The organism is Luteimonas granuli (assembly GCF_007795095.1).
Taxonomy (GTDB): domain Bacteria; phylum Pseudomonadota; class Gammaproteobacteria; order Xanthomonadales; family Xanthomonadaceae; genus Luteimonas; species Luteimonas granuli.
The window spans coordinates 1,211,917-1,231,961 of sequence record NZ_CP042218.1; the positions used below are offsets into that span (position 1 = coordinate 1,211,917).

The 20,045-nt window shown below is 70.3% G+C and carries 17 protein-coding genes and 3 pseudogenes; all 20 read right to left on the reverse strand.

The genetic code is table 11. The features are described from left to right. Window positions 1-279, reverse strand: a pseudogene (locus FPZ22_RS13995) (chemotaxis protein CheD); the annotation flags it as partial. A 137-nt stretch (window positions 280-416) separates the two neighbouring features. Further along, window positions 417-1,274, reverse strand: a complete 858-nt coding sequence (locus FPZ22_RS05560; protein WP_210412709.1) for a CheR family methyltransferase — start codon at window positions 1,272-1,274, stop codon at window positions 417-419. After that, complete coding sequence (locus FPZ22_RS05565; protein ID WP_144891166.1) at window positions 1,271-1,810, reverse strand: chemotaxis protein CheW; 540 nt, start codon at window positions 1,808-1,810, stop codon at window positions 1,271-1,273. The genes FPZ22_RS05560 and FPZ22_RS05565 overlap by 4 nt, the downstream gene beginning before the upstream one ends. An 11-nt stretch (window positions 1,811-1,821) precedes the next feature. Beyond that, a complete protein-coding gene (locus FPZ22_RS05570) occupies window positions 1,822-3,435 on the reverse strand; it encodes a methyl-accepting chemotaxis protein (RefSeq protein WP_144891168.1) in 1,614 nt (537 codons plus the stop codon). Window positions 3,436-3,465: 30 nt separating this feature from the next. After that, window positions 3,466-5,628 carry a chemotaxis protein CheA gene (locus FPZ22_RS05575; RefSeq protein ID WP_144891169.1) on the reverse strand — a complete coding sequence of 721 codons (2,163 nt, stop codon included), beginning with the start codon at window positions 5,626-5,628 and terminating at the stop codon, window positions 3,466-3,468. Beyond that, window positions 5,625-5,966 (reverse strand): STAS domain-containing protein, encoded by a 342-nt coding sequence (locus FPZ22_RS05580; protein ID WP_144891171.1) that lies wholly within the window; start codon window positions 5,964-5,966, stop codon window positions 5,625-5,627. The genes FPZ22_RS05575 and FPZ22_RS05580 overlap by 4 nt, the downstream gene beginning before the upstream one ends. A gap of 139 nt (window positions 5,967-6,105) precedes the next feature. Continuing rightward, on the reverse strand, window positions 6,106-6,738 hold the full coding sequence (locus FPZ22_RS05585) for a response regulator (RefSeq protein WP_144891173.1): 633 nt from the start codon (window positions 6,736-6,738) through the stop codon (window positions 6,106-6,108). Beyond that, window positions 6,735-7,826 carry a PAS domain-containing sensor histidine kinase gene (locus FPZ22_RS05590; protein ID WP_246121006.1) on the reverse strand — a complete coding sequence of 364 codons (1,092 nt, stop codon included), beginning with the start codon at window positions 7,824-7,826 and terminating at the stop codon, window positions 6,735-6,737. Before FPZ22_RS05590 ends, FPZ22_RS05585 begins: the two co-directional genes overlap by 4 nt. A gap of 18 nt (window positions 7,827-7,844) precedes the next feature. Beyond that, window positions 7,845-8,036 (reverse strand): annotated as a pseudogene (locus FPZ22_RS14400) (PAS domain-containing protein); the annotation flags it as partial. After that, window positions 8,023-8,967, reverse strand: a pseudogene (locus FPZ22_RS14405) (MCP four helix bundle domain-containing protein); the annotation flags it as partial. The pseudogenes FPZ22_RS14400 and FPZ22_RS14405, both read right to left, overlap by 14 nt. Before the next feature lie 64 nt (window positions 8,968-9,031). Continuing rightward, window positions 9,032-10,201: a P1 family peptidase gene (locus FPZ22_RS05605; RefSeq protein WP_210412710.1), complete on the reverse strand. Its 1,170-nt coding sequence runs from the start codon at window positions 10,199-10,201 to the stop codon at window positions 9,032-9,034. A 40-nt stretch (window positions 10,202-10,241) separates the two neighbouring features. Then, entirely contained in the window at window positions 10,242-11,486 is a 1,245-nt protein-coding gene (locus FPZ22_RS13775) for a nitric oxide reductase activation protein NorD (protein ID WP_210412711.1), read from the reverse strand. 830 nt (window positions 11,487-12,316) lie between these two features. Continuing rightward, a complete protein-coding gene (locus tag FPZ22_RS05615; RefSeq protein ID WP_144891177.1) occupies window positions 12,317-13,117 on the reverse strand; it encodes a CbbQ/NirQ/NorQ/GpvN family protein in 801 nt (266 codons plus the stop codon). Between the two features lie 3 nt (window positions 13,118-13,120). Further along, entirely contained in the window at window positions 13,121-14,485 is a 1,365-nt protein-coding gene (locus FPZ22_RS05620) for a cbb3-type cytochrome c oxidase subunit I (protein WP_144891179.1), read from the reverse strand. A gap of 41 nt (window positions 14,486-14,526) precedes the next feature. After that, entirely contained in the window at window positions 14,527-15,369 is an 843-nt protein-coding gene (locus tag FPZ22_RS05625) for a cytochrome c (protein WP_144891181.1), read from the reverse strand. A 10-nt stretch (window positions 15,370-15,379) separates the two neighbouring features. Next, window positions 15,380-15,505, reverse strand: a complete 126-nt coding sequence (locus FPZ22_RS14185) for a hypothetical protein (RefSeq protein ID WP_281287437.1) — start codon at window positions 15,503-15,505, stop codon at window positions 15,380-15,382. Window positions 15,506-15,629: 124 nt separating this feature from the next. After that, window positions 15,630-16,346 carry an ABC transporter ATP-binding protein gene (locus tag FPZ22_RS05630; protein WP_144891183.1) on the reverse strand — a complete coding sequence of 239 codons (717 nt, stop codon included), beginning with the start codon at window positions 16,344-16,346 and terminating at the stop codon, window positions 15,630-15,632. After that, window positions 16,339-17,538, reverse strand: coding sequence for an ABC transporter permease (locus FPZ22_RS05635; RefSeq protein WP_144891185.1), 1,200 nt, complete (start codon window positions 17,536-17,538; stop codon window positions 16,339-16,341). The genes FPZ22_RS05630 and FPZ22_RS05635 overlap by 8 nt, the downstream gene beginning before the upstream one ends. Window positions 17,539-17,541: 3 nt before the next feature. After that, a complete protein-coding gene (locus FPZ22_RS05640) occupies window positions 17,542-18,783 on the reverse strand; it encodes an efflux RND transporter periplasmic adaptor subunit (protein ID WP_144891187.1) in 1,242 nt (413 codons plus the stop codon). Between the two features lie 684 nt (window positions 18,784-19,467). Then, complete coding sequence (locus FPZ22_RS05645) at window positions 19,468-19,938, reverse strand: Hsp20/alpha crystallin family protein (RefSeq protein WP_144891189.1); 471 nt, start codon at window positions 19,936-19,938, stop codon at window positions 19,468-19,470. Between the last annotated feature and the right edge of the window lie 107 nt (window positions 19,939-20,045).

Sequence of the window (20,045 nt, forward strand, 5' to 3'; positions counted from 1 at the left end):
GAGGTGTTCGGCGACGGCCACCAGCCGGTGTCCGGACAGCAGCGCCCTGGCGGCATCCACGTTCCGTTCGTGCACGGCGAACATCGAGCCCGATGGCAGCCGGCCCCCGCCATCGGGGTACATCCGCCCCCCGCCGAAGAGCTTGGCCTGGAACTCCACGAGGCGCAGGCCGGTGGCCGCGACGCGCTGCACGAGCCAGTCCATGGCCTCCGCCGCGTAGCGGCCATCGGGCGCGGCGAGCGGCGCGGCGGAACGGCCCGGCAGCATGAAGTGGCACATGCCTCCGCAACGCTGCCGTGGATGCCACAGCGTGATCGCCACGCAGGAGCCGAGCAGGGTCCGCAGGCGGACGTCGCCATCACCGAACCACAGCCCCCCGGGCTGCAGGTAGACCTCGGTGACGGCGCCTGCGGCGATCACGGCTTGACGTACACCGAGGGGGCCAGCGCAGTCAGCAGGCCCAGGTCGGACAGGCTTTCGGAATGGCCCACCATCAGCCAGCCGCCCGGGCGAAGCTGTGCGACCAGGCGCCCGACCACCTGGCGCTTGACCTCCGGCGGGAAGTAGATCAGGACGTTGCGCAGCAGGATCAGGTCGAACATGCCGACATCCGGCAGCTCCGTGGCCAGGTTCATCCTTGCGAACCGCACCCGCCGCCGCAGCTCCGGCGAGACCATGAACGTGCCGTCCTGGCTGCCGATGCCGCGCAGGCAGTACGCGCGCAGGTCCTCGGGCGGGATCTGGCCGGCCTGCCGGATGTCGTACTGGCCCCGCTGCGCGCGCTCGATCACGTCGGCGCTGATGTCCGTGCCGAACACCTCCCAGCCGTCGTGACGCGCGTGCCGCGCCAGCACCATCGCCAGGCTGTAGGCCTCCTGACCGCTGGACGCGGCCGCGCTCCAGACCCGCAGCGGACGGGTGCTGGCGGGCAGGATCCGCTCGCGGAGGAAGTCGAAGTGCGGCTTCTCCCGGAAAAAGTGGGTCTCGTTGGTGGTCAGCAGGTCCAGCGCCCGCTGCGCTTCGCCGGGCTGCGACAGCACCATGCGGTGGTAGTCCTCGTAGCTGGACAGGCCCAGCTGCTTGAGGCGCTTGGCCAGCCGGCCGGCAACCATGGCCTTCTTGCCTCCGGCCAGGCTGATGCCGGACGTCCGCAGCAGCCATGCGCGGATCTGCTCGAAGGCGGCGTCGCTGAGCACGACCTGGCCCGCCATGAAGTCCGGCGCGGCCATCGACGGCATGCGCGGCGACGTCTGCACCGGCGACGGCAGGTTCATCGGCCGGCGGCGACGCTGAGATCGAGCCGGGTCATCTCGTCCACCGACAGGACGCGGTTCGCGTCCAGGATGATGACGAAGCCGCTGTCCACCTTGCCCATTCCGGAAATGAAATCGCTGCGGATGTGGGTCCCGAACGCCGGCGCCGGCTCGATGTCGGCGTGGTTGATGTCGAGCACTTCGTTGACCACGTCCACGACCATGCCCAGCGTGTGCACCACATGGCCCGAGCCGGGGGTGTCGGCATGCACGTCGAGGATCACGATGCAGGTGCGCCGGGTCACCGCGCCCACCGGGCGGCCGAGCCGGTTGGCAAGGTCCACCACCGGAACCACCGCGCCGCGGAGGTTGATCACCCCGCGGATGAACTCAGGCATCAGCGGGACCGTGGTCAGGTTCCCGAACTCGATGATCTCGCGGATGTTGAGGATGTCCACGGCGAACGCCTCGCCGTCCAGCAGGAAGGTCAGGTATTGGCTGGCCCCCCGTTCCGGCTGCTCGAAGTCGGCCGTTCGATGCTTCACCAGTGCCGTCATGATCGTCGCGCTCAGAAGCTGACGAATTCGCCGGCCGCGGCGGTCGCCGGCCGGGACGGTTCGGCGCCGGGACGGAGGCGCCGACGATCGCCTCCTCCTTGCGCCACGGTCGCCTGATGCTGGTGCTGGTCCAGGCGGAAGAAGCCCATCAGGGTCTGCAGCTGTTCGGCCTGGCTGCTCATCTCCTCCGCGGTGGCCGCAAGTTCTTCCGATGCGGACGCGTTCTGCTGCGTGGCAAGGCTCAGCTGGCTCATTGCCGCGTTGATCTGGCCGACGCCGCCGGACTGCTCGCTGGACGCCGCGGCGATCTCCTGCACGAGGTCCGATGTCCGACGGATCGACGGCACCATCGCTTCCAGCAGTCGCCCCGCGCCTTCGGCCATTTCCACCGAGTCGGTCGCGAGCTCGCCGATTTCCTGCGCGGCGACCTGGCTGCGCTCGGCGAGCTTGCGGACCTCGGCCGCGACCACGGCGAACCCCTTGCCGTGTTCGCCGGCGCGAGCCGCCTCGATCGCCGCGTTCAGCGCGAGCAGATTGGTCTGATAGGCGATGTCGTCGATGATTCCGATCTTGCCGGCGATGCTCTTCATGGCAGCGACCGTGCGCCGCACGGCTTCGCCGCCATCCGCGGCCTCCTTCGCCGCCTGGCTGGCGGTGCCGTCCGTGACACGGGCATTCTCGGTGTTCTGCGCGATCGAGGCGTTCATCTGTTCGACCGAGGCCGACGTCTCCTCCACGCTGGCCGCCTGCTCGCTGGCGCCCTGCGACAGCGTCTGCGCCGTGGCCGATACCTGCTCGGACGCGCTGGACAGGTTGTCGGACGCGGCCCGGACCTCGCCGATGATCTGCCCCAGGCGGCCGATCAGGGCCGCCATCGCGGCCAGCAGGCGACCGGTCTCGTCGCCGCGGTCGCTCTGGACCTGGACGGTGAGGTCGCCCTTCGCCAGCCTCCCCGCGGCCTCGACGGCCACGCCCATCGGCCGGGTGATGCTCCGGGTCACCAGCAGCGAGACCAGGATCGCGAGGACGATGGCGCCGCCGGCGATGGTCAGCAGCATCGTCCAGGCCGACTCGTAGGCCGCCTGGGCCTCGGCGCTGGCGGTGTCCATCAGTTCGTTCTGGAACGTCACCAGAGACTGGACGCTGGTGACGTACTCCACCTGCAGTCCGCTGACCTGTTGCAGGTAGTAGTCGCGGGCTTCCTCCGCGCGCCCCCCGTCGACCAGGTCGAGGAAGGTCAGCTGCGAGTCGACATAGGCCTGGCGGGCCGCCTTCACTCCGGCCAGGAGTTCGCGGCCGCGCGGCAGGACGACCATCTCGTCGAGCACCTGGATCTTCTCCAGGATCGACGCCCGCTGGGTTTCGATCGCCGTACGCTGGCGGGCGCGCTCCTGGTCGGTGGTCACCACCAGGGTGGTCGCCATGGCCTGGGCGATGCCGTTCACCGCATCGATGACGCCGTTGGCCAGCACCGTCTTCGGGTAGAGGCTGGTGGCCATCTCGTCGAGGTCGGCGTGCAGCGCGCTGAGCCGGTCCAGCGAGACCAGCACCAGGGTGGCGAGCAGCGCGAGCATCAGGGCAAAGCCCAGACCCAGCCGCGTACCGATCTTCATGTTCTTGAACATGCGGGTTGTTTCCTTGGGTGATTCAGACATTCAGTGAGTGCGGACCGCCGCGTCGTGCCGGCCGCTGCCGACACTCGCCAGCAGCGAGGGAACGTCGAGCAGCAGCGCGACCGCGCCGGAGCCGAGGATGGTCGTGCCGGAGATGCCCACCAGGCGCGCGAACAGCTCGCCCATGGGCTTGATCACGGCCTGCAGCTCGCCTTCAAGGCGGTCGACGACCAGCCCGGCCCGGGTGCCCTGGCTGCTGACGACCACGACGCTCTGCCGCCGGCCGGACTCGCCCCCGAGGCCGAAATGCCGGCGCAGGTGCAGCAGCGGCAGGACCTCGCCGCGCAGGTCGAGATAGCCTGCGGCCCCGACGCCGGGCGCCAGCTCGACGCACTCGACGACGGTGTCCAGCGGCGCGACGTAGTGGGTGCCGGCGACGCCCATCAGGAAACCGCCGATGATCGCCAGCGTCAGCGGCAACCGGATACGGAACGTGGTGCCGGCACCGGCGTCGGACTCGATCTCGATCGAGCCGTGCAGGGCTTCGATGCTGCGCTTGACCACGTCCATGCCCACGCCGCGGCCGGAGAGGTCGGTCACCCTCTCGGCGGTGGAGAAGCCGGGCGCGAAGATCAGGTTCCACGCTTCCGTGTCGGTCAAGGTCTCGTCTTCGGGTATCAGGCCGCGCTGGATGGCGCGTGCCAGGATCCGGGCGCGATCCAGCCCGCCCCCATCGTCGCCAATCTCGATGACGACGCTGCCGGCTTCGTGGCGGGCCGCCAGGTGGATCGAACCACGCTCCGGCTTGCCCCGGAGGCGTCGCTCCGCCGCCGGTTCGATGCCATGGTCGATCGCGTTGCGCACCAGGTGGGTGAGCGGCTCGGCGATCTGCTCGACCAGGTTCTTGTCGAGCTCCGTGCTGGCGCCGGTGATCGAAAGCTCGATGTCCTTGCCCAACTGGCGGCTGATCTCGCGCACCACGCGACGGAAGCGGCTGAAGGTCTCGCCGATCTCGACCATCCGCAGCCGCATCGCGTCCTCGCGGATGTCCTCGACCAGCCGCGCCATGGCCGACGCCGCCTCGAGCAGGCCGCCTTCCCCGACCATGGCGGCGCTCTGCCCCACCCCGGCGCTCGCGACAACCAGTTCGCCGACGCGATCGATCAGGCGATCGAGCTTCTCCGACTGCACGCGGATCAGCTGGTTCTCGCCCGTGCGCTGCCGGGCCTCCTGCTGTCGGCTCAAGGCGGCCTCGACCACCTCCGGTGGCGCCATGCCGCTGCGCACTGCGAGTTCACCCAGAGGCGGCCTGGCCGCGGTGCCGCCGTCTTCGGCCGCCTGCAGTTCGAGCATGGTGGCGAGTTCACGTGCGGTGATCGCACCGCAGGCGACCAGGATCTCGCCCAGGCGCCTGGGATCCTCGGGACGCTCGTCGATCAGACGAAGGTAGTCCTCGATGCGGCTGCCTGGCGGAAGCATGCGCAGCTCGCAGTCTTCGCGCACGAACTCGAAGGCCTGCTCGATCTCTTCCTTGCCGGCCTGGCTGTGCAGCCGGATCTCCAGGCCCAGATAGCAGGCCTCCGGATCCATGCGTTCGGCCGGAGGCATCGCTTCGGCCAGGGTCGTGATATGGGTGAGCCGGCCCAGGGTGCCGAGCCACCGCAGCACCGGCACCGGACTCAGCCCCTTGCGGAACAGGTCGGCGCCGAAGCGCACGGAGATGTGCCAGGTCTCGGCTTCCTCTTCCCAGCGCTGCGTTTCCGCCACCGGCGACGACGACAGGGGCAAGGCTTCCATCGCCGCCGCACAGGCGTCGTCCAGCAGGTCCGAAAGCCTGGCCAGCAGGACGTCGCCCTGGTCGATGCTGACCGCGTCCGGTTCGACGCCGGCCACGGCGCGGTCGACCAGGGTTTCCAGGTGGTCCCGGCACTGCAGCAGCAGGGAGATCGTCCCGGCGTCCAGGTCCAGCCGGCCCTCGCGGGCATGGTCGAGCGCGCCCTCGAGCTGGTGGGTGAAGCCGACCAGGTGGTCCAGTTCGAACAGTCCGCCCGAGCCCTTGATCGTGTGTGCGGCGCGGAAGACCGCGTCGAGCGCGGGCCGGTCGCCGGGGTTGATCGCCAGCAGTGCGATCGCTTCCTCCATCTCCAGCAACAGGTCCCGGCACTCGCCGAAGAAGGTCTGCCGGGCGCGTTCGACGAGGTTCATGGAGAGGCTCCCGCCTGCAGCGCCGGACGCAGGTACAGCGGATCGCCGAAATAGCCCGCAAGATCGAACAGTTCGAACTGCTCGACCACGACCTCGCTGTGGCCGACGAGCTCGAGGCGGCAACCCACGCGCGCCGCCTCGCGCTTGCACAGCATCAGCAGCTGCAGCCCGGCCGCGTCCAGCGCGGAGACGGCGGACAGGTCGAACTCGATGCGCGGCCCGCGCATGAGCGCGTCGAGCAGCAGCGGCAGCGCCGCGCGCGCATGCTGGATGGTGAGCGCACCGCGAAGGATCGCCCGCGCCTCGCCATCCCGGATACCGTCGATCCGGATCTCCATGCCGCGCCCCCGAACTGATGAACAGCGCACAGTTCTACCGGGACATCCTGCCGCTGCCGATCAGCCACGGACTACAAGCGCTGTAGGCGCAGGATTAAAAGCGTTCGGCCATCCGCTCCTTGACGGAAAGCCGACCCCGCTACTCGACGAGGCGATGCCGCAGCGCGTAGCGGATGAGTTCGGCGTCGCCGCTCAGGCCCAGCTTCTGCAGTATCCGGACCTTGTGCGTGCTGACGGTCTTCGGCGAGATGTGCAGCCGCTCGCCGATCGTCGCGATCGGCACGCCGCGCGCGAGCTCGGTGAACACCTGGTACTCGCGATTGGACAGCACGCGGTGCGGCGCGCCGGCATCGGGGCGCAGCTGGTCGTACAGCAGTCGCGCCGCCATCTGCTGGGCCACGTAGTTGCCACCCCGCGCCACGGCCCGGACCGCATCCAGCATGTCCTCCGGCTCGCCGTCCTTGGTCAGGTAGCCCGCCGCGCCGGCACGGATCGTCCGTCGCGCGAGTTCGGTCTCGTCGTGGACGGTCAGGACCAGCACCGGCACGCCCGGCGCCTCCTTCCGCAGACGCTTGATCAGGTCGACGCCGCCGGGTCCCGGCATGCTGAGGTCAAGCAGCAGGACGTCGGGCGAGAGCGCACGGACGCCGTCGAGCACCTCGTGGCCGTTCGCCGCCTCGCCGACCAGACCCATGCCCGGCGTGCCGCCGATGAGCCGCGCCAGACCCTGCCTGAAGATGGCGTGGTCGTCTGCGATCAGGATCCGGATCATGCGTGTTCGCGACCTTGAGACAGGGGAATGGAGGCGCGCAGCGTAGTGCCACGGCCCGGCGCGCTGTCAACCTCGATCGCACCGGAGAACATCAGCGCGCGCTCGCGCATGCCCAGGAGCCCGAACGTCCGCTCACACCCGGTGGCGTCCGGCGAGAAGCCGATCCCGTCGTCCTGCACCTGGAGTTCCAGCTGTCCGCCCGCGCATGCGATCGACACCGAGACGCAGCTGGCGCGCGCGTGGTTGCCGACATTGGTGAGGGCCTCCTGCAGGATCCTGAACGCCGCCGTCGCCAGGTCGCCATCCAGTTCGAAATCCTCCTCGGGTGCATCCAGCCGGACCGCGATACGGGTCCGCCTGCGGAAGTCGGACAGCAGCCACTCGGCCGCGGGCACCAGGCCCTCATCCAGCGTGGCGGGGCGAAGCATCACCACGACGTCGCGGACCACGGCCATGGTCTGGTCGATGGTCCGCTTCATCGTGGCCATGTGCTCGGCGATTTCGGGCAGATCGGCACCGAAGCGGGCGCGAACCATCGCCGCTTCCATGCGCAGCGCGGTCAGGCACTGGCCCAGTTCGTCGTGGATCTCGCGGGCGACGTGCGAGCGCCGCCTCTCCATCGCCTGATCGAGGTGCGCGGCAAGCTCGCGCAGCTGCTGGCGCGAGGCCAGCAGCTCGGCTTCCTTCAGCTTCATCGCGGTGATGTCCTGGGTCGTTCCGACGACCCGGCAGCGCTTGCCGGGCTCGGCGATCTCCGGATCGCAGCGCGAATGCAGCCAGCGTTCTCCGCCCTCCACCATCATGCGGTACTCGACTTCGCCGGGGTGACCCGTCTTCACGCGCTCCCAGAACGCGACCAGGGCAGCGGCGTCGCAGGGATGCACGCGGCGGAGCAGGGCGGCCTCGTCGACCTGCGTAGTGCTGCCACAGCCGCAGATGCGGCTCGCCTCGACGCTGAGCTCCAGCTGCCGGGTCTCCGGGTCGAAGCGCCAGCTTCCCAGCTGCGCCTGCGACTGCGAGCGTGCCAGCAGGTCGCGGCTCTCCAGCAGCCGCTGCTCCGCCTGGTGGCGTTCGGTGACGTCGCGCATGACCGACACGATCTCGTGCTCGCGGCCGGCCCCCGCGTCCGCGATCCGTCGGCCGACCGCCTCGATCCAGCGGTCTGTTCCATCCGGATGCCGGACGCGGTAGGTGAGGTGATAGTCCCGCCCCCCCTTGCTGGCCTCGCAGCTGCGCGTGCTCGCACCGGACGCTCGGCAGGTCGTCGGGGTGCACCAGGGCTTCGGGCGTCCTGCCAAGCAGGTCCTCGGGATCGCGTCCGAGCAGCGTGCGACAGGCGGGCGAGAGATAGGTATACCTGCACTTCGCGTCGTGCAGGCTGATCACGTCGCTGGAGTGCTCCGCGAGCAGGCGGAACAGCCGCTCGCTGTCGGCGAGCGCGGTCCGTTCTTCGGCGAGTTTGCCGGCCATTGCGTGCAGGGCCTGCAGCACGCGCCCCACTTCGTCACGGAACCCGGGTGGCGCGGGGACGTCCATCTGCCCCGACGCCACCTGGTTGGCGATCAGCACGGCTTCGCCCAGCGGGTCGGTGACGCTTCGCCCGAGCCGGACGACGAACCACAGCGCGACCACCGCCGCGAGCACCGCCACCGCGATCAGCCGCCACAGGGCCGTCCGGGTATCACCCGTGGTTTCCGCGCTGCGCGTCGTGGCGACCCGCGCGTGGTGCCCTGCCAGCGCTTCGACGTCCGCGACGTAGGCCTCCTGCAGGGGAAGGACGGTGCCCAGGTAGAACGCCCGCGCCGCCACCGGTCCGTCTTCGCCGGCGATCCGGAAAATTTCCTCCTGGGCGGCGATGTATGCCGATCGCCCACGCTCCACGGCGCCCAGCAGCTCCCCCTCTTCCGGGCCGTTCTGGTGCTTCCAGAGCCAGTCCAGGCTGGTCTGGGCAGCGCTGCGCGCACTCCTCGCGAGCTCGCGAACCCGGTCGAGATCCGCATCGTCCCCCTCGAGCAGCCCCTGCGCCAGCGTCCGTGCGATGTCATTGGCGCGGTCGATCAGCAGATTGGCCTGGACGACCTTGGTGAAGTGGTCCGTGGCCAGCTCGTGGAGCCGGTCCCGCGTTCCCGCCAGCCCATGCACCGCCGTCGCCGTCACCGCCAGCCAGGTCAGCAGCAGCAGTCCAAGGCCCAGGCACAGGCGGGTCGCCAACGGCCAGTTGCGAAGCATCGGAACATCCAGGTGCGTGGCTCGTCTGGCCCCTATCGGCCGGTGCGCGCCGGACTTTAGCCCTTCACCGCTCCGGCACCACCATCGGCAGCACCCCTTCGAGCGGCAGCGCCCGCACGGTCCCGCGGTGCCCGTGCACGGTCTCCGCGCGGAACATCGAGTTGACGATGGCCTCCTCGGTCGCCTCGGCGGCGGCTTCGAACAGGGGCGTCATGGCGTCGTTGGCCAGGACCGCCGCCGGCTGCGGCGGATCACCCTGGATCCTGCGCATGGACGGCGCCGTCGAGAACGCGATCACGTAGTCCCCGGACCCGTTGCTCATGTCGCCGCCCGTGCGCCCCATCCCCAGCAGCGCGCGCGCCGCCAGCCGCCGCAGCAGGCGGGCATCCAGCGGCGCGTCGGTGGCGACGACGATCATGATGCTGCCATCGCCGCTGTCCGGCGGCAGCTCGCGGTTGCCTGCCGCCAGTGCCAGCGCCTCCGGCCGCAGGTCGTCCAGCGGAACGCCGCGGATCGTCAGCCGGCCGCCGAAGTTGCTCTGCACCAGGACGCCGACCGTGTGCCCGCCTTCGGACGCCGGCAGCCTGCGCGAGCTGGTGCCGATGCCGCCCTTCCAGCCGAACGCGACGGTCCCGGTGCCCGCGCCGACCGCGCCCTCGTCGACGTTGCCGGGCGATGCCGACTCCAGGGCCTCGCGCACGTGCGCGGGCGTGATCGCACGCGCGCGGATGTCATTGAGGTAGCCGTCGTTGGTTTCTCCCACGACCGGGTTCAGCGAACGCACGTCCTCCATGCCCGGCCGCGCGAGCTGCCATTCCACCAGCGCGTCGGCCGTGCGCCACACACCCAGCGTGCCGGTGAGCAGGACCGGGGTTTCCAGCTCGCCGAGCTCCTGCACCTGGGTGACGCCCAGCAGCTTGCCGTAGCCGTTCCCGACCACGATCGCCGCGGGCACGCGCTCGCGGTAGAGGTCGCCCCCGTGCGGAAGGATCGCGGTGACCCCCGTGCGCAGCCCATCGCCCTCGACCACGGTAGCGTGTCCCACCGCCACGCCCGGCACGTCGATGATGGCGTTGCGCGGGCCGGGCTCGCGCACTCCGATCACCACGCCGGCGTCGCGCGCCCGGGGGCGTTCGGGCGCCGGGGCGTCGTCGGCCGCACCGACCGGACCCGCGAGCAGCAGCGTCGCGGCGACCGCCACCGGCATCCACCACATCCTGATTCGTCGCGTCATACCGTCCTTCCCCGATACCCGTTGGCGCCATGATGCGGCATCACCGGGCGAGCAGGCGCCGGGTCCACTCCAGCAGCGCCATCGGCAGGCGCTCCGGGGACCACAGCACCGCGTAGCTGTCCGGTCCGAACACCTTCGGGAGATAGGCCGGTGCCTGCAGGTCGACGGTCAGGCAGAACGGAAAAACGCCCTGCAGGCGCGCCTCGGCCACCGATTGCCGCATGTCCTCGACGCCGAAGCGCCCATCGTAGCGGTCGGCGTCGTTGGGCTTGCCGTCGGACAGCACCAACAGCAGGCGGTGCTCGGCGGGCTGCCGCATCAGCAGCGCGGTCGCGTGCCGGATGGCGGCGCCGGCACGGGTGTAGTGCTCGGGCTCCAGGCCGGCGATGCGCAGCGCGACGTCCTCGTCGTAGCGCTCGTCGAAGTCCTTCAGCATGCGCACGGTCACGCCGTGCGGCCCTTCGCCGGAGAAGGCCATGACCGAGAACGGTTCGCCCAGCCCCTGCAGGGCCATGCAGACCAGCAGCAGCGCCTCGCGCTCGACGTCGATGACGCGGCGGCCGTCGCCGATGAAGCCGTCGGTGGAGCCGCTGGCATCCACCAGCAGCGAAACCGCGATGCTGCGCCGGCCCGGCCGCCGCGCCTCGTACAGCCCCTCGCGCAAAAAGCCCCCGGCCCGCAGGTCGGCGCGGCCCTCGACGCAGGCGTCGATGTCGATGTCCTCGCCGTCGATCTGCCGGCGCAGGCGCATGCGTTCCGGGCGCAGCAGCTCGAACTGCCTGCGGATCCCGTCGAGATGGGCACGGTGGCGGGCCAGGATGGCGTCGACCCAGCGCGGATCGCCGGCCACCGACGACAGCATCCGCACGGTGGTGCCGTCCTCGATGTAGGACTCCGTGGAATGGTCCCACTCGGGATAGCGGAAACAGCTCCCGGCTCCGCCCTGCTCCCCGGACTCGAGCATCGCGCGGCCGGGCGGAGGATCGTCCGACAGCAGCACCTCGCGCGGCGGATCGGGGGCAGCGACCATCCGCGTGGAGGCCAGTTCGGACACCATGTCGCCGTACTCGTCGGCGCTGGTCTCGTCGTCGCGGTCGATCGGACGCTGAAGGCCGAAGGGGTCCTCGGCGATCTCGTGCGGGGCATCCTGCTGGATCATCCAGGCGCCGGGGTCACCCGGACTGTCTTCGTCGTCGGTCGCTTCGCGCTGTTCGGGCCGCCGCTCCATGCGTGCGCTGCGCACGTCCCCGGGTTCTTCGTCGTGTTCGAAGGGGTGGCCGTCCATGACGTGGGCGTGGCCTCCCGTGGCCTGGCGCAGCTCGCCGGTCCACCAGTCGCGAAGGAGCGGCATGGACCCCAACCGGCGCACGTCCGCCCCGTCGATGGCCCAGTCCCGGACCAGCCGCGCGGCCGCGGCCAGCGACGCCTCGACCGATCCGGGTGGCGATCCGGGCAGCCCCCCGCGCCCGGCCGCTGCACTGCGTCGCAGGAGGCGGCGGGGTCGCTTTCGAGGATCCCGCGCACCAGTTGTTCCAGCGCCCGTCGCGCCGGAGCGAAATCGGCCAGCGGCGGTCGCGCCTCCAGCGCACGCCGGCGCAGGCGGCGCAGCGCCGGGAGCAGGCCCGGGAAGCGTTGCGCCACCTCGGCCTCGGCCGCCTGCGCCTCCAGCACCAGCGCAGTATCGCGCAGCAGCGCGCCGGGCTGCGCCAGGATCGCCTGCGCGCTGCCGCGCATGGCCCGGAACGCCTGTTGCAGCGCCATCGCACGGTACAGCTCCGAGGCCTCGACCGGATCGCGGATGCCCAGGTGTCCAGGGAGCCAGATGGCGTCGCCGCTGGTCGCCGGTACCGCCTGCCGGTGGCGTGGATAGGCGCGCGGGGTGAACAGCCGGTGCAGCGCCGTCGGACGCGCCGGTGGCAGCGCCACCCGCAGTGGGAGGCTGGTGCCGCAGGCGGCCGACAGCAGGAGATCGAGGCGGCGTGCGAGCGAGGCGAGCGCTACCGGTGCCTGCGGCTCGCTTGCGTAGTGCCGCCGCCAGGCGTCGCGGATGAAGATCGTGGCGTGCCGCGCGGCATCGACGACCAGGTCCTCGGCTTCGGCCACGACCGCACCCGCCTAGGGGAACATCGCGTCGACGAGTTCGCGCATCGCGCCGAGCAGGGTCGGGTCGTCGCTCAGGGGCGAGACCACCGCGACGCTGCAGGCCTCGCGGACGCCGATGCCCATGGCCACCAGGCGCCCGGCGGCGATCAGCAGCCGCGTACTCGGCACCTCGGCCAGCCCGCGGTCCCGCAGCGAGCGCAGGCGGCCAGCCAGCTCCACCAGCGCCATCGCGGTCCCTCTGTCCACGCCGCTTTCGGTGGCCACGATCGCGGCCTCGGCCTGCGGTGCCGGAAAGTCCAGTTCGATCGCGACGAAGCGCTGGCGCGTGCTCGGCTTGAGGTCCTTGAGCATGCGCTGGTAGCCGGGGTTGTAGGAGATCACCAGCTGGAAGCCGGGCGCGGCCTCGATGGTCTCGCCGGTGCGGTCGATCGGCAGGATGCGCCGGTAGTCGGTCAGCGGGTGCAGGACCACGATGGTGTCCTGCCGTGCTTCCACCACTTCGTCGAGATAGCAGATCGCGCCCTGGCGCACGGCCCGGGTCAGCGGACCGTCCTGCCAGACCGTGTCGTCGTGGCGGATCAGGAAGCGCCCGATGAGATCGCTCGCGGTGAGGTCGTCATGGCACGAGACCGTGACCAGCGGGCGGCCCAGCCGCCAGGCCATGTGCTCGACGAAGCGCGTCTTGCCGCACCCGGTCGGGCCCTTGAGCATCACCGCCAGCCCGCCGGCATGGCACTGCTCCACGACCTCGACCTCGTTGCCGGTGGGAAGGTAGTACGGCCCTCCCGCCTCCGGCGCCCTGCGCGCATCCACCGGTCAGGGTTCCCCTGGCACGGCCAGCCCTTCGACGATGTCGTCCACCACCTCGAAGTGGGGCCGGTACCTGAAGAAGTCGAAGATGAACATCGCCACCCCGGTGGCGAAGACCGTCGCCGTCAGCAACAGCATCAGGAAGTGCACCTGGATCTTGAGCTGGGCGTCGAGGTAGCCCATCCCCATGATCCGCTCCAGGTAGACCTGGGCGATGCCGGCGGTGCCGAACGACAGCGTCATTCCGAACATGCCCGAGATCTGCAGCCAGAAGGCCCAGTACCCGAGCGGCGAGTGCTTGCCCGGGGGCCGGTTGGTCAGGCCCGGCAGCGCGTAGCTGATCATCGCCATGATGATCATCGCGTAGGCGCCGTAGAACGCGGAGTGGGCGTGCATCGCCGTGATCAGGGTGCCGTGGGTCCACTTGTTGACGCCGGGCCAGGTGTGGGCCAGGCCGAGCAGGCCCGCGCCGAACAGCGCGAAGATCGCGCTGCCGATGGTCCAGTGAAGTGCCAGCGTGTTCGGATGCCTGACCCCTCCGCGCCGCATCGCCGCGTAGGCGTAGATCGCCATCGCGGCCAGGGCCAGCGGCTCGAGCGCACTGAAGAAGCCGCCGATCGGCAGCCAGTACTGGGGCACGCCGACCCAGTAGTAGTGGTGCGCCGTGCCGAGGATGCCGGCGAAGAACACCAGGCCCACGATCACGTACAGCCACTTCTCCATCACCTCGCGGTCGATGCCGGACAGGCGGATCAGCAGGTAGGCGAGGAAGCCGGCCATGATCATCATCCACACGCCCTCGACCCACAGGTGGATCGTCCACCAGCGGTAGAAGATGGAGACGGTGTAGTTCTCGTAGTGCAGCAGCGCGGGGATGTACAGCACCGCCGAGAGCGCCAGGCCTCCCAGCAGCACGCCTTCGGTCGTCGTGAAACGCCCGGACTTCCTGATGGTCATGCCGATGTTGTAGAGGAAGATCAGCATGCAGATGACGATGACCAGCTTGTGCGGCAGCGGCTGCTCCAGCAGTTTGTTGCCGGTGCCGTAGCGGAAGAAATACCCGATCACCGCGGTGACGCCCATCACCGTCCACAGGCCAAGCTGCCAGTAGGCGAGCTTCGTGCTGTACAGCTCGGTCCGGGATTCGTCCGGCACCATCCAGTAGGTCGCGCCCATGAAGCCGGTCAGCACCCAGACGATCAGCAGGTTGGTGTGGATCGTCTTGGTGACGTCGAAAGGCATGATGTACAGCAGCGGGTCCGGCCCCAGGTACTTCGAAGCCGACAGCAGCCCGAACACGATCTGCAGCCCGAACAGCACCATGGCCACAGCGAAGTACCAGTAGGCCACCGATTGGGACTTGTAGCGCATGGAAGGTCTCCCGATGCCGGCGCAGCACGCCCGCCGTATGTCTACTTCATGGATGCAAGGAATGCCGCGAGCTGGTCGATCTGCTCCCCGGTCAGGGTGTCCGCGTAGGTGTTGGGCATGAAGGACGTGCCATCCGCGGAGAACATGGCGCCTGGCACCAGATGGGCGCTGGGCGAGACGATCGACTCGCGGATGTAGCCCTCGACGTCGGTCGCGCTGCCGGTGTAGTCCGGGGATGCGATCGTCCGCGCGGCCCGCTCCGCCATCCCGGCCAGGGACGGACCGGCGAGCTGGACGCCCGGCTGCAGGGAGTGGCAGGCGGTACACACGGGCACCGCGGTACCGAACAGGTTCTCTCCGATCGCCCGCGGATCGCTGTCCGCACGCACGGGCCTCACGGTCCCCGCCTCCGCCGCACCTGCGGCGGTGCCCTGCGCGGCGACGATGGTCGTCCCGCCGGCGACCAGGATCGGCCTGGGCGGCCATCCCTGGTTGTCGACCTTCGAGACCCAGTCGAGGAACCTGACCAGGTTCTCGATCTCGACGTCGCTCAGGTTCTGGGTCGGCATCAGGCGACGGTGGCGCTGCTCGTCGTAGAACTGCGACGGATCGCGCATGTAGGCCTTGAGGTAGGCCTCGCCGCGGTGCTGCGCGATCTTGGTCAGGTCGGGCGCGTAGTAGGCGCCTTCGCCGAACAGCGTGTGGCAGTTGATGCAGTTGTACTTGTGCCAGACATCCTTGCCCTGCGTGACCTCGGGCGTGATGTCCGCCGCATTGGTCAGATCGTCGAAGCGGGTGTGGCTGTGCAGGGTCAGGCCGATGAAGGCAACGGCGGCGAGCCCCGTTGCGACGATTGCGAATACCCGGGACTGCCGCTTGTTCATGCGTCCTTCCTCAGACCGCGATCGAGGGCCAATAGGAGATCGCCGTGTAACCGGCGTAGACCACGGCCACCGCCATCAGCAGCAGCACGATGGATCCCGCAAGGCGGAGAACCGGAACCAGGCTTGTCGCTTTCATTGGAACGCTCCCCGGACCTGCGTTGATGCTGCAACGACGCGCTCGGCAGGCACTGTGACACTGCTCGCGGCCGGGCGCATTGTGCGGTGCAACGGTCGACGCCAGGTGAAAGCTGCCCCGTGCGTCAGCGCTTTTCCGGTTCGTGCCGCTCGTCCGAGCGCACTTCACCGTCCACCAGCGCGATCGTCCGGTCGCAGGTTTCCGACAGCCGCGGATCATGCGTCACCACGAGCACCGCGCAGCCGAACTGATCGTTGAACCGCCGCAGGAGCTGGAACACTTCGGCAGCGGTCTTCGTGTCGAGATTTCCGGTGGGCTCGTCGGCCAGCAGCAGCGCGGGCCGGGTCACCAGCGCGCGCGCGATGGCCACGCGCTGCTGCTGGCCACCGGAGAGCTGGTCGGGCCGGCGATCCACGAACTGTTCCAGCCCCACGTCGGCCAGCAGTCCCCGCGCGGTGTCGATGATCGCGGCATCGGGCTTGCCGTTGGCCACCATCCACGGCATCAGCACGTTCTCCAGCGCGGTGAACGCGGTGATGAGGTGATGGAACTGGAACACGAAGCCGATGTGCCGCCCGCGCAGTGCGGTGCGTGCCTCGTCGTCCATGGCCCGCGTGGGTTCACCGCGCAGGTAGAGCTCGCCGGCGGTGGGCGAATCGAGCAGGCCGATCAGGTTGAGCAGGGTGCTCTTGCCCGACCCCGAGGGTCCGACCAGCGCGGCGAAGTCGGCACTGTCCAGGCGCAGGTCGATGCCGTGCAGCACCTCGACCTCGTTCGGCCGTCCCAGGTTGTAGGACTTGCGCAGGCCTTCGAGGCGCAGCACTTCCCGATCGTCAGCCACGGATCGCCTCCACCGGATCCATGCGCGAGGCACGCGAAGCGGGCACGAAGGCCGCGACCATGCCGGCGACCGTGGCCAGCGCCATCGCCGCCGGGACCAGCATCGGCGGCAGCGGGATGAAGAACAGCCGCGGGCCGAAGGTGTTGAAGGCGGCCACCAGGCCGAGGCCCGACAGGGCGCCGATCGCGGAGCCCCCCAGCCCCAGCACCGCACCCTGCACCAGGAACACCCGCAGCATCTGCGCGCGCCGCGTGCCCATCGCGCGCAGGATGCCGATCTCGCGCGTGCGCTGGGCCACGCTCACCGCGAGCACGCTGGCGATGCCCAGTGCGACCGAGATCGCGACGAAGACGCTGATCATGCGCGTGGACATGCTCTGGGAACTGAGTGCGTTCATCAGCTGGGCGTTGGTCTCCATCCAGCTCTCGGCCTGCAGTCCGGTGAGGCCCCGCACGCGTGCGGCCATGCGGTCGGCGGCGAACAGCTCTTCCACGGTCATGTCGATCACGGTCACGCCGCCGGGAAGCGCGAGCAGCGACTGCGCCTGCTTGAGGTCGACGTAGACGTAGCGCGCGTCGAGCTCGCGCACGCCGAGCTCGAAGATGCCGGCGACGTTGACCACCGCGTCGCGTCCGTCGCCGGCCTGGAGCCGCAGCTTGCCGCCCAGGCGCAGCCCGAGGTCTTCGGCCAGCTTGCGGCCGACCACGGCATTGCCGGAACCGACCTCCAGCCGGCCCTCGACCATGCTTTCATCCAGCGGGATCACCCGCAGGTAGCGCGGCAGGTCCACGCCGACGAGCGCCACCGATTCAACCGCTGTGCCGCGGCGGCCGAAGGCGGGGCCGGACACCACCGGCGACACCGCGGTGACCCCCGGCAGGCGGTCGAGTACGTCGCGCACGCCGATCCAGTTGTCGATCGGCCGCAGCGCCTGCGGCCGCGGATCCTCCAGCACCAGCTGCAGCACGCCGTCGGGCGCCGGCGCCACGCGGTTCATCTCGCGCGGCGCCTCGACGCGCACATGGGACTGCGTGCCCAGGGTGCGCTCGATGATGTTCTCCTGCAGTCCCGAGATGAGGGCGGTGACGAAGACGATGACCGCCACGCCGACCGCGATCCCGAACAGGATCAGCAGCGTCTGCGCCCGCCCCTGGCGCAGGAAGCGCATGGCGATGGTGGACTCGATCCACATCGCCTAGTTGAACCGGACCGGGAGCTCGCCGCGGGTGGCACCGCCGGCGTCGGGCAGGGGCTGGCCCTCGATGCGCACGCGGTCGCCGTCCTCGGGGAGCGCATCCGGCCCGAGCGCGCCGGCGGCGAGCACCTTGTCGCCTTCGGCCAGGCCGTCGACCACCTCGCTCATCGCGAGGCCGCGCAGGCCGAGGCGCACGGGGACGCGCCGCACGCGGCCGTCGCGCACGCGGAGCACGCCGGCCTCGTCCGAGCCGGGAGTGGCGCCGAGCAGGGCATCGTTCGGCACCGCGAGCGCCCGCGCGCTACGGCCGGTGAGGATGGTGGCGGTCACCGTCATGTCCTGGCGCACGAAGTCGACCGGGGGATCGATGCGCAGGCGCACGTCGACGGTGCCGCGCGTCGGGTCGACGCTGGGCGCGACGTGGAAGACGGTGGCATCGAAGGGGCGGCCAGGGAAGGCGTCGGCGATGCAGGTGGCGGGCTGGCCCGCCTCGAGCCGCTCGAGGTTCTTCTCGTCCAGCGCCAGCAGCACTTCCCCGGGGGCATCGCGGGCGATCTCGAGCAGGACGTCCCCCGGCCTGACGGTGTCGCCGGGCTCCACGTTGCGGACCAGCACCGTGCCGGCGACGGTGGCACGGATCACCGCGCGCGCCAGGTCGGCCTCGGCGGCAGCGAGGCGCTCGCGCGCCTGAGCCTCGCGGGCGCCGCCGTCCAGCGCCTGCAGCGCGACGGCCGCCTGGTCGGCGGCGGCGCGTGCGGCGACCACGGCCTGGGCCGCCTGTTCCACGCTCTCGCGCGAGACGAGCTGTCGCTCGCCCAGCTCGCGGCGGCGCACCAGGTCGCGCTCCGCCTGGGCGAGTTCGGCCCGGGCGCGGCGCAGGCGCGCCCGGGCGTCGGGGCGATCGGCCTCGCGCAGCGCGGCCAGCGCCGAACGCGCCTCGTCGCGTCGCGCCTCGAGGTCGCGCGCGCGCAGCACCACCAGCACGTCGCCCGGGGCGACGCGATCACCATCCATGACCCGGCGTTCGAGCACCAGGCCGGAGATCTCGGCGCCCACCTGCACCCGCGACGGTGCCGCGATCCGGCCGGTGGCGACCACGTTCTGCACGATCGGCCCGGCGGTGACGTGATAGCCGGCCAGGGCCGGACCGCGCGCGGCGGCGATCACCCAGGCCGCCAGCAGCGCGACCGCCACGACCGCTCCTGTCAGCAACCACTTCCTGCGCGACGTCGGCTGGGCCATGGTCACTCCGCGAAAACGCCATCTTCGCGCGTCGGGCACCCATGAAAAAGGTTCTTCTCCCAACTCCGGGGAACGCTGCCCGGATCTTGAGTAGGCGTTGTCGCGCTTCTGGCGCACCGCCGCGCCTTGAAGTCGCCTCGTTGGGGGTCCGCGCAGCCCGTCCCGCGCTCAGGAGCGGCTCCGTTGGGGCCCGCGCAGCCCGTCCCGCGCACAGGGGGTGTGCTCCCCCGGCCGTCTCCGCGTCCTGCTCCCATCGGCCGGCCGCCGGCCATCCATGGCCGGCTGTCCGCACACCCCCTGTGCACGGGACGGGCTCCGACGTTCTGCGGCTTCGGGAGGGAAGGTCAGGAGCGGCTGAGCCGGGCTGCTCCCGGTCATGACGCTCTCCGTTTCGGCGTAGCGTCGCTCTTGAACTTCCAGACCGCACCAAAGGTCGTGCCCGCCGCGGATGCAGGGGGGATGCCCAGAGCCGGCCATGGATGGCCGGCGGCCGGATCTGGCAGCAGGACGCGGAGAATCCGGCTGGGCATCCCCCCCTGCTTCCGTGGCGGGCGGCCCGGACTTCACCGGAGCGCCCCTGGCGGCCGACCCGGACTCGAACGGAGCGTCCCCTCGATCGGGAGAAGAACCATGAAAAAGCCCCGCCGCATGGCGGGGCTTCGGGGGTGCACATGGCCGGAATGCTCAGCCCTTGTCGTTGCGCGGCCCGACCTGGATGCGCCGCGGGGTGGTTTCCGGACGCTTCGGGATCACGATCTCGAGCACGCCGTGCTCGCCGTGGGCGGTGATGCCCTCCGGGTCGGCGCTGTCGGGCAGCGCGAAGCGGCGATGGAACACGCCGTGGCTGCGTTCGATGCGCGAGTAGTTCTCGCCCTGGTCCTTCTTCACGCTGCTGCGCTCGCCCTTGATGGTGAGCAGGCCCTTGTCCATCTGGATCTCGATGTCCGCCGGGTCCACGCCGGGAATGTCGGCGTAGAGCACGAAGCGGTCCGGCTCTTCCTTGATGTCCACGCGCGGTGCCCACTGGCTGGTCACCACGGAGGACTCGTCGTTGCTGTTCTCGCCAAGGAGGCTGCCTTCGAACAGGCGTTCGAAGAGCTGCCCCATGGGATCCTGGGCGCGGGGCCATCCGCCCCGCTTGCTGATCTGGCTCATCTTCGGTCTCCTCGGTCTGTCCGGGTCACCGCCCGGCACGGTTACCGATCTGTGCGCCCGGAGGCTTTTTTCAAGCCCCCGGGGCGACCGCCTGCACGGCCGCGGTG

Coding starts and splice junctions, on each gene's coding strand:
- FPZ22_RS05560 (WP_210412709.1), bottom strand. CDS start 1,274: ATGAACCTGCCGTCGCCGGTGCAGACGTCGCCGCGCATGCCGTCGATG.
- FPZ22_RS05565 (WP_144891166.1), bottom strand. CDS start 1,810: ATGACGGCACTGGTGAAGCATCGAACGGCCGACTTCGAGCAGCCGGAA.
- FPZ22_RS05570 (WP_144891168.1), bottom strand. CDS start 3,435: ATGTTCAAGAACATGAAGATCGGTACGCGGCTGGGTCTGGGCTTTGCC.
- FPZ22_RS05575 (WP_144891169.1), bottom strand. CDS start 5,628: ATGAACCTCGTCGAACGCGCCCGGCAGACCTTCTTCGGCGAGTGCCGG.
- FPZ22_RS05580 (WP_144891171.1), bottom strand. CDS start 5,966: ATGGAGATCCGGATCGACGGTATCCGGGATGGCGAGGCGCGGGCGATC.
- FPZ22_RS05585 (WP_144891173.1), bottom strand. CDS start 6,738: ATGATCCGGATCCTGATCGCAGACGACCACGCCATCTTCAGGCAGGGT.
- FPZ22_RS05590 (WP_246121006.1), bottom strand. CDS start 7,826: ATGCGCGACGTCACCGAACGCCACCAGGCGGAGCAGCGGCTGCTGGAG.
- FPZ22_RS05605 (WP_210412710.1), bottom strand. CDS start 10,201: ATGACGCGACGAATCAGGATGTGGTGGATGCCGGTGGCGGTCGCCGCG.
- FPZ22_RS13775 (WP_210412711.1), bottom strand. CDS start 11,486: ATGGACGGCCACCCCTTCGAACACGACGAAGAACCCGGGGACGTGCGC.
- FPZ22_RS05620 (WP_144891179.1), bottom strand. CDS start 14,485: ATGCGCTACAAGTCCCAATCGGTGGCCTACTGGTACTTCGCTGTGGCC.
- FPZ22_RS05625 (WP_144891181.1), bottom strand. CDS start 15,369: ATGAACAAGCGGCAGTCCCGGGTATTCGCAATCGTCGCAACGGGGCTC.
- FPZ22_RS14185 (WP_281287437.1), bottom strand. CDS start 15,505: ATGAAAGCGACAAGCCTGGTTCCGGTTCTCCGCCTTGCGGGATCCATC.
- FPZ22_RS05635 (WP_144891185.1), bottom strand. CDS start 17,538: ATGTGGATCGAGTCCACCATCGCCATGCGCTTCCTGCGCCAGGGGCGG.
- FPZ22_RS05640 (WP_144891187.1), bottom strand. CDS start 18,783: ATGGCCCAGCCGACGTCGCGCAGGAAGTGGTTGCTGACAGGAGCGGTC.
- FPZ22_RS05645 (WP_144891189.1), bottom strand. CDS start 19,938: ATGAGCCAGATCAGCAAGCGGGGCGGATGGCCCCGCGCCCAGGATCCC.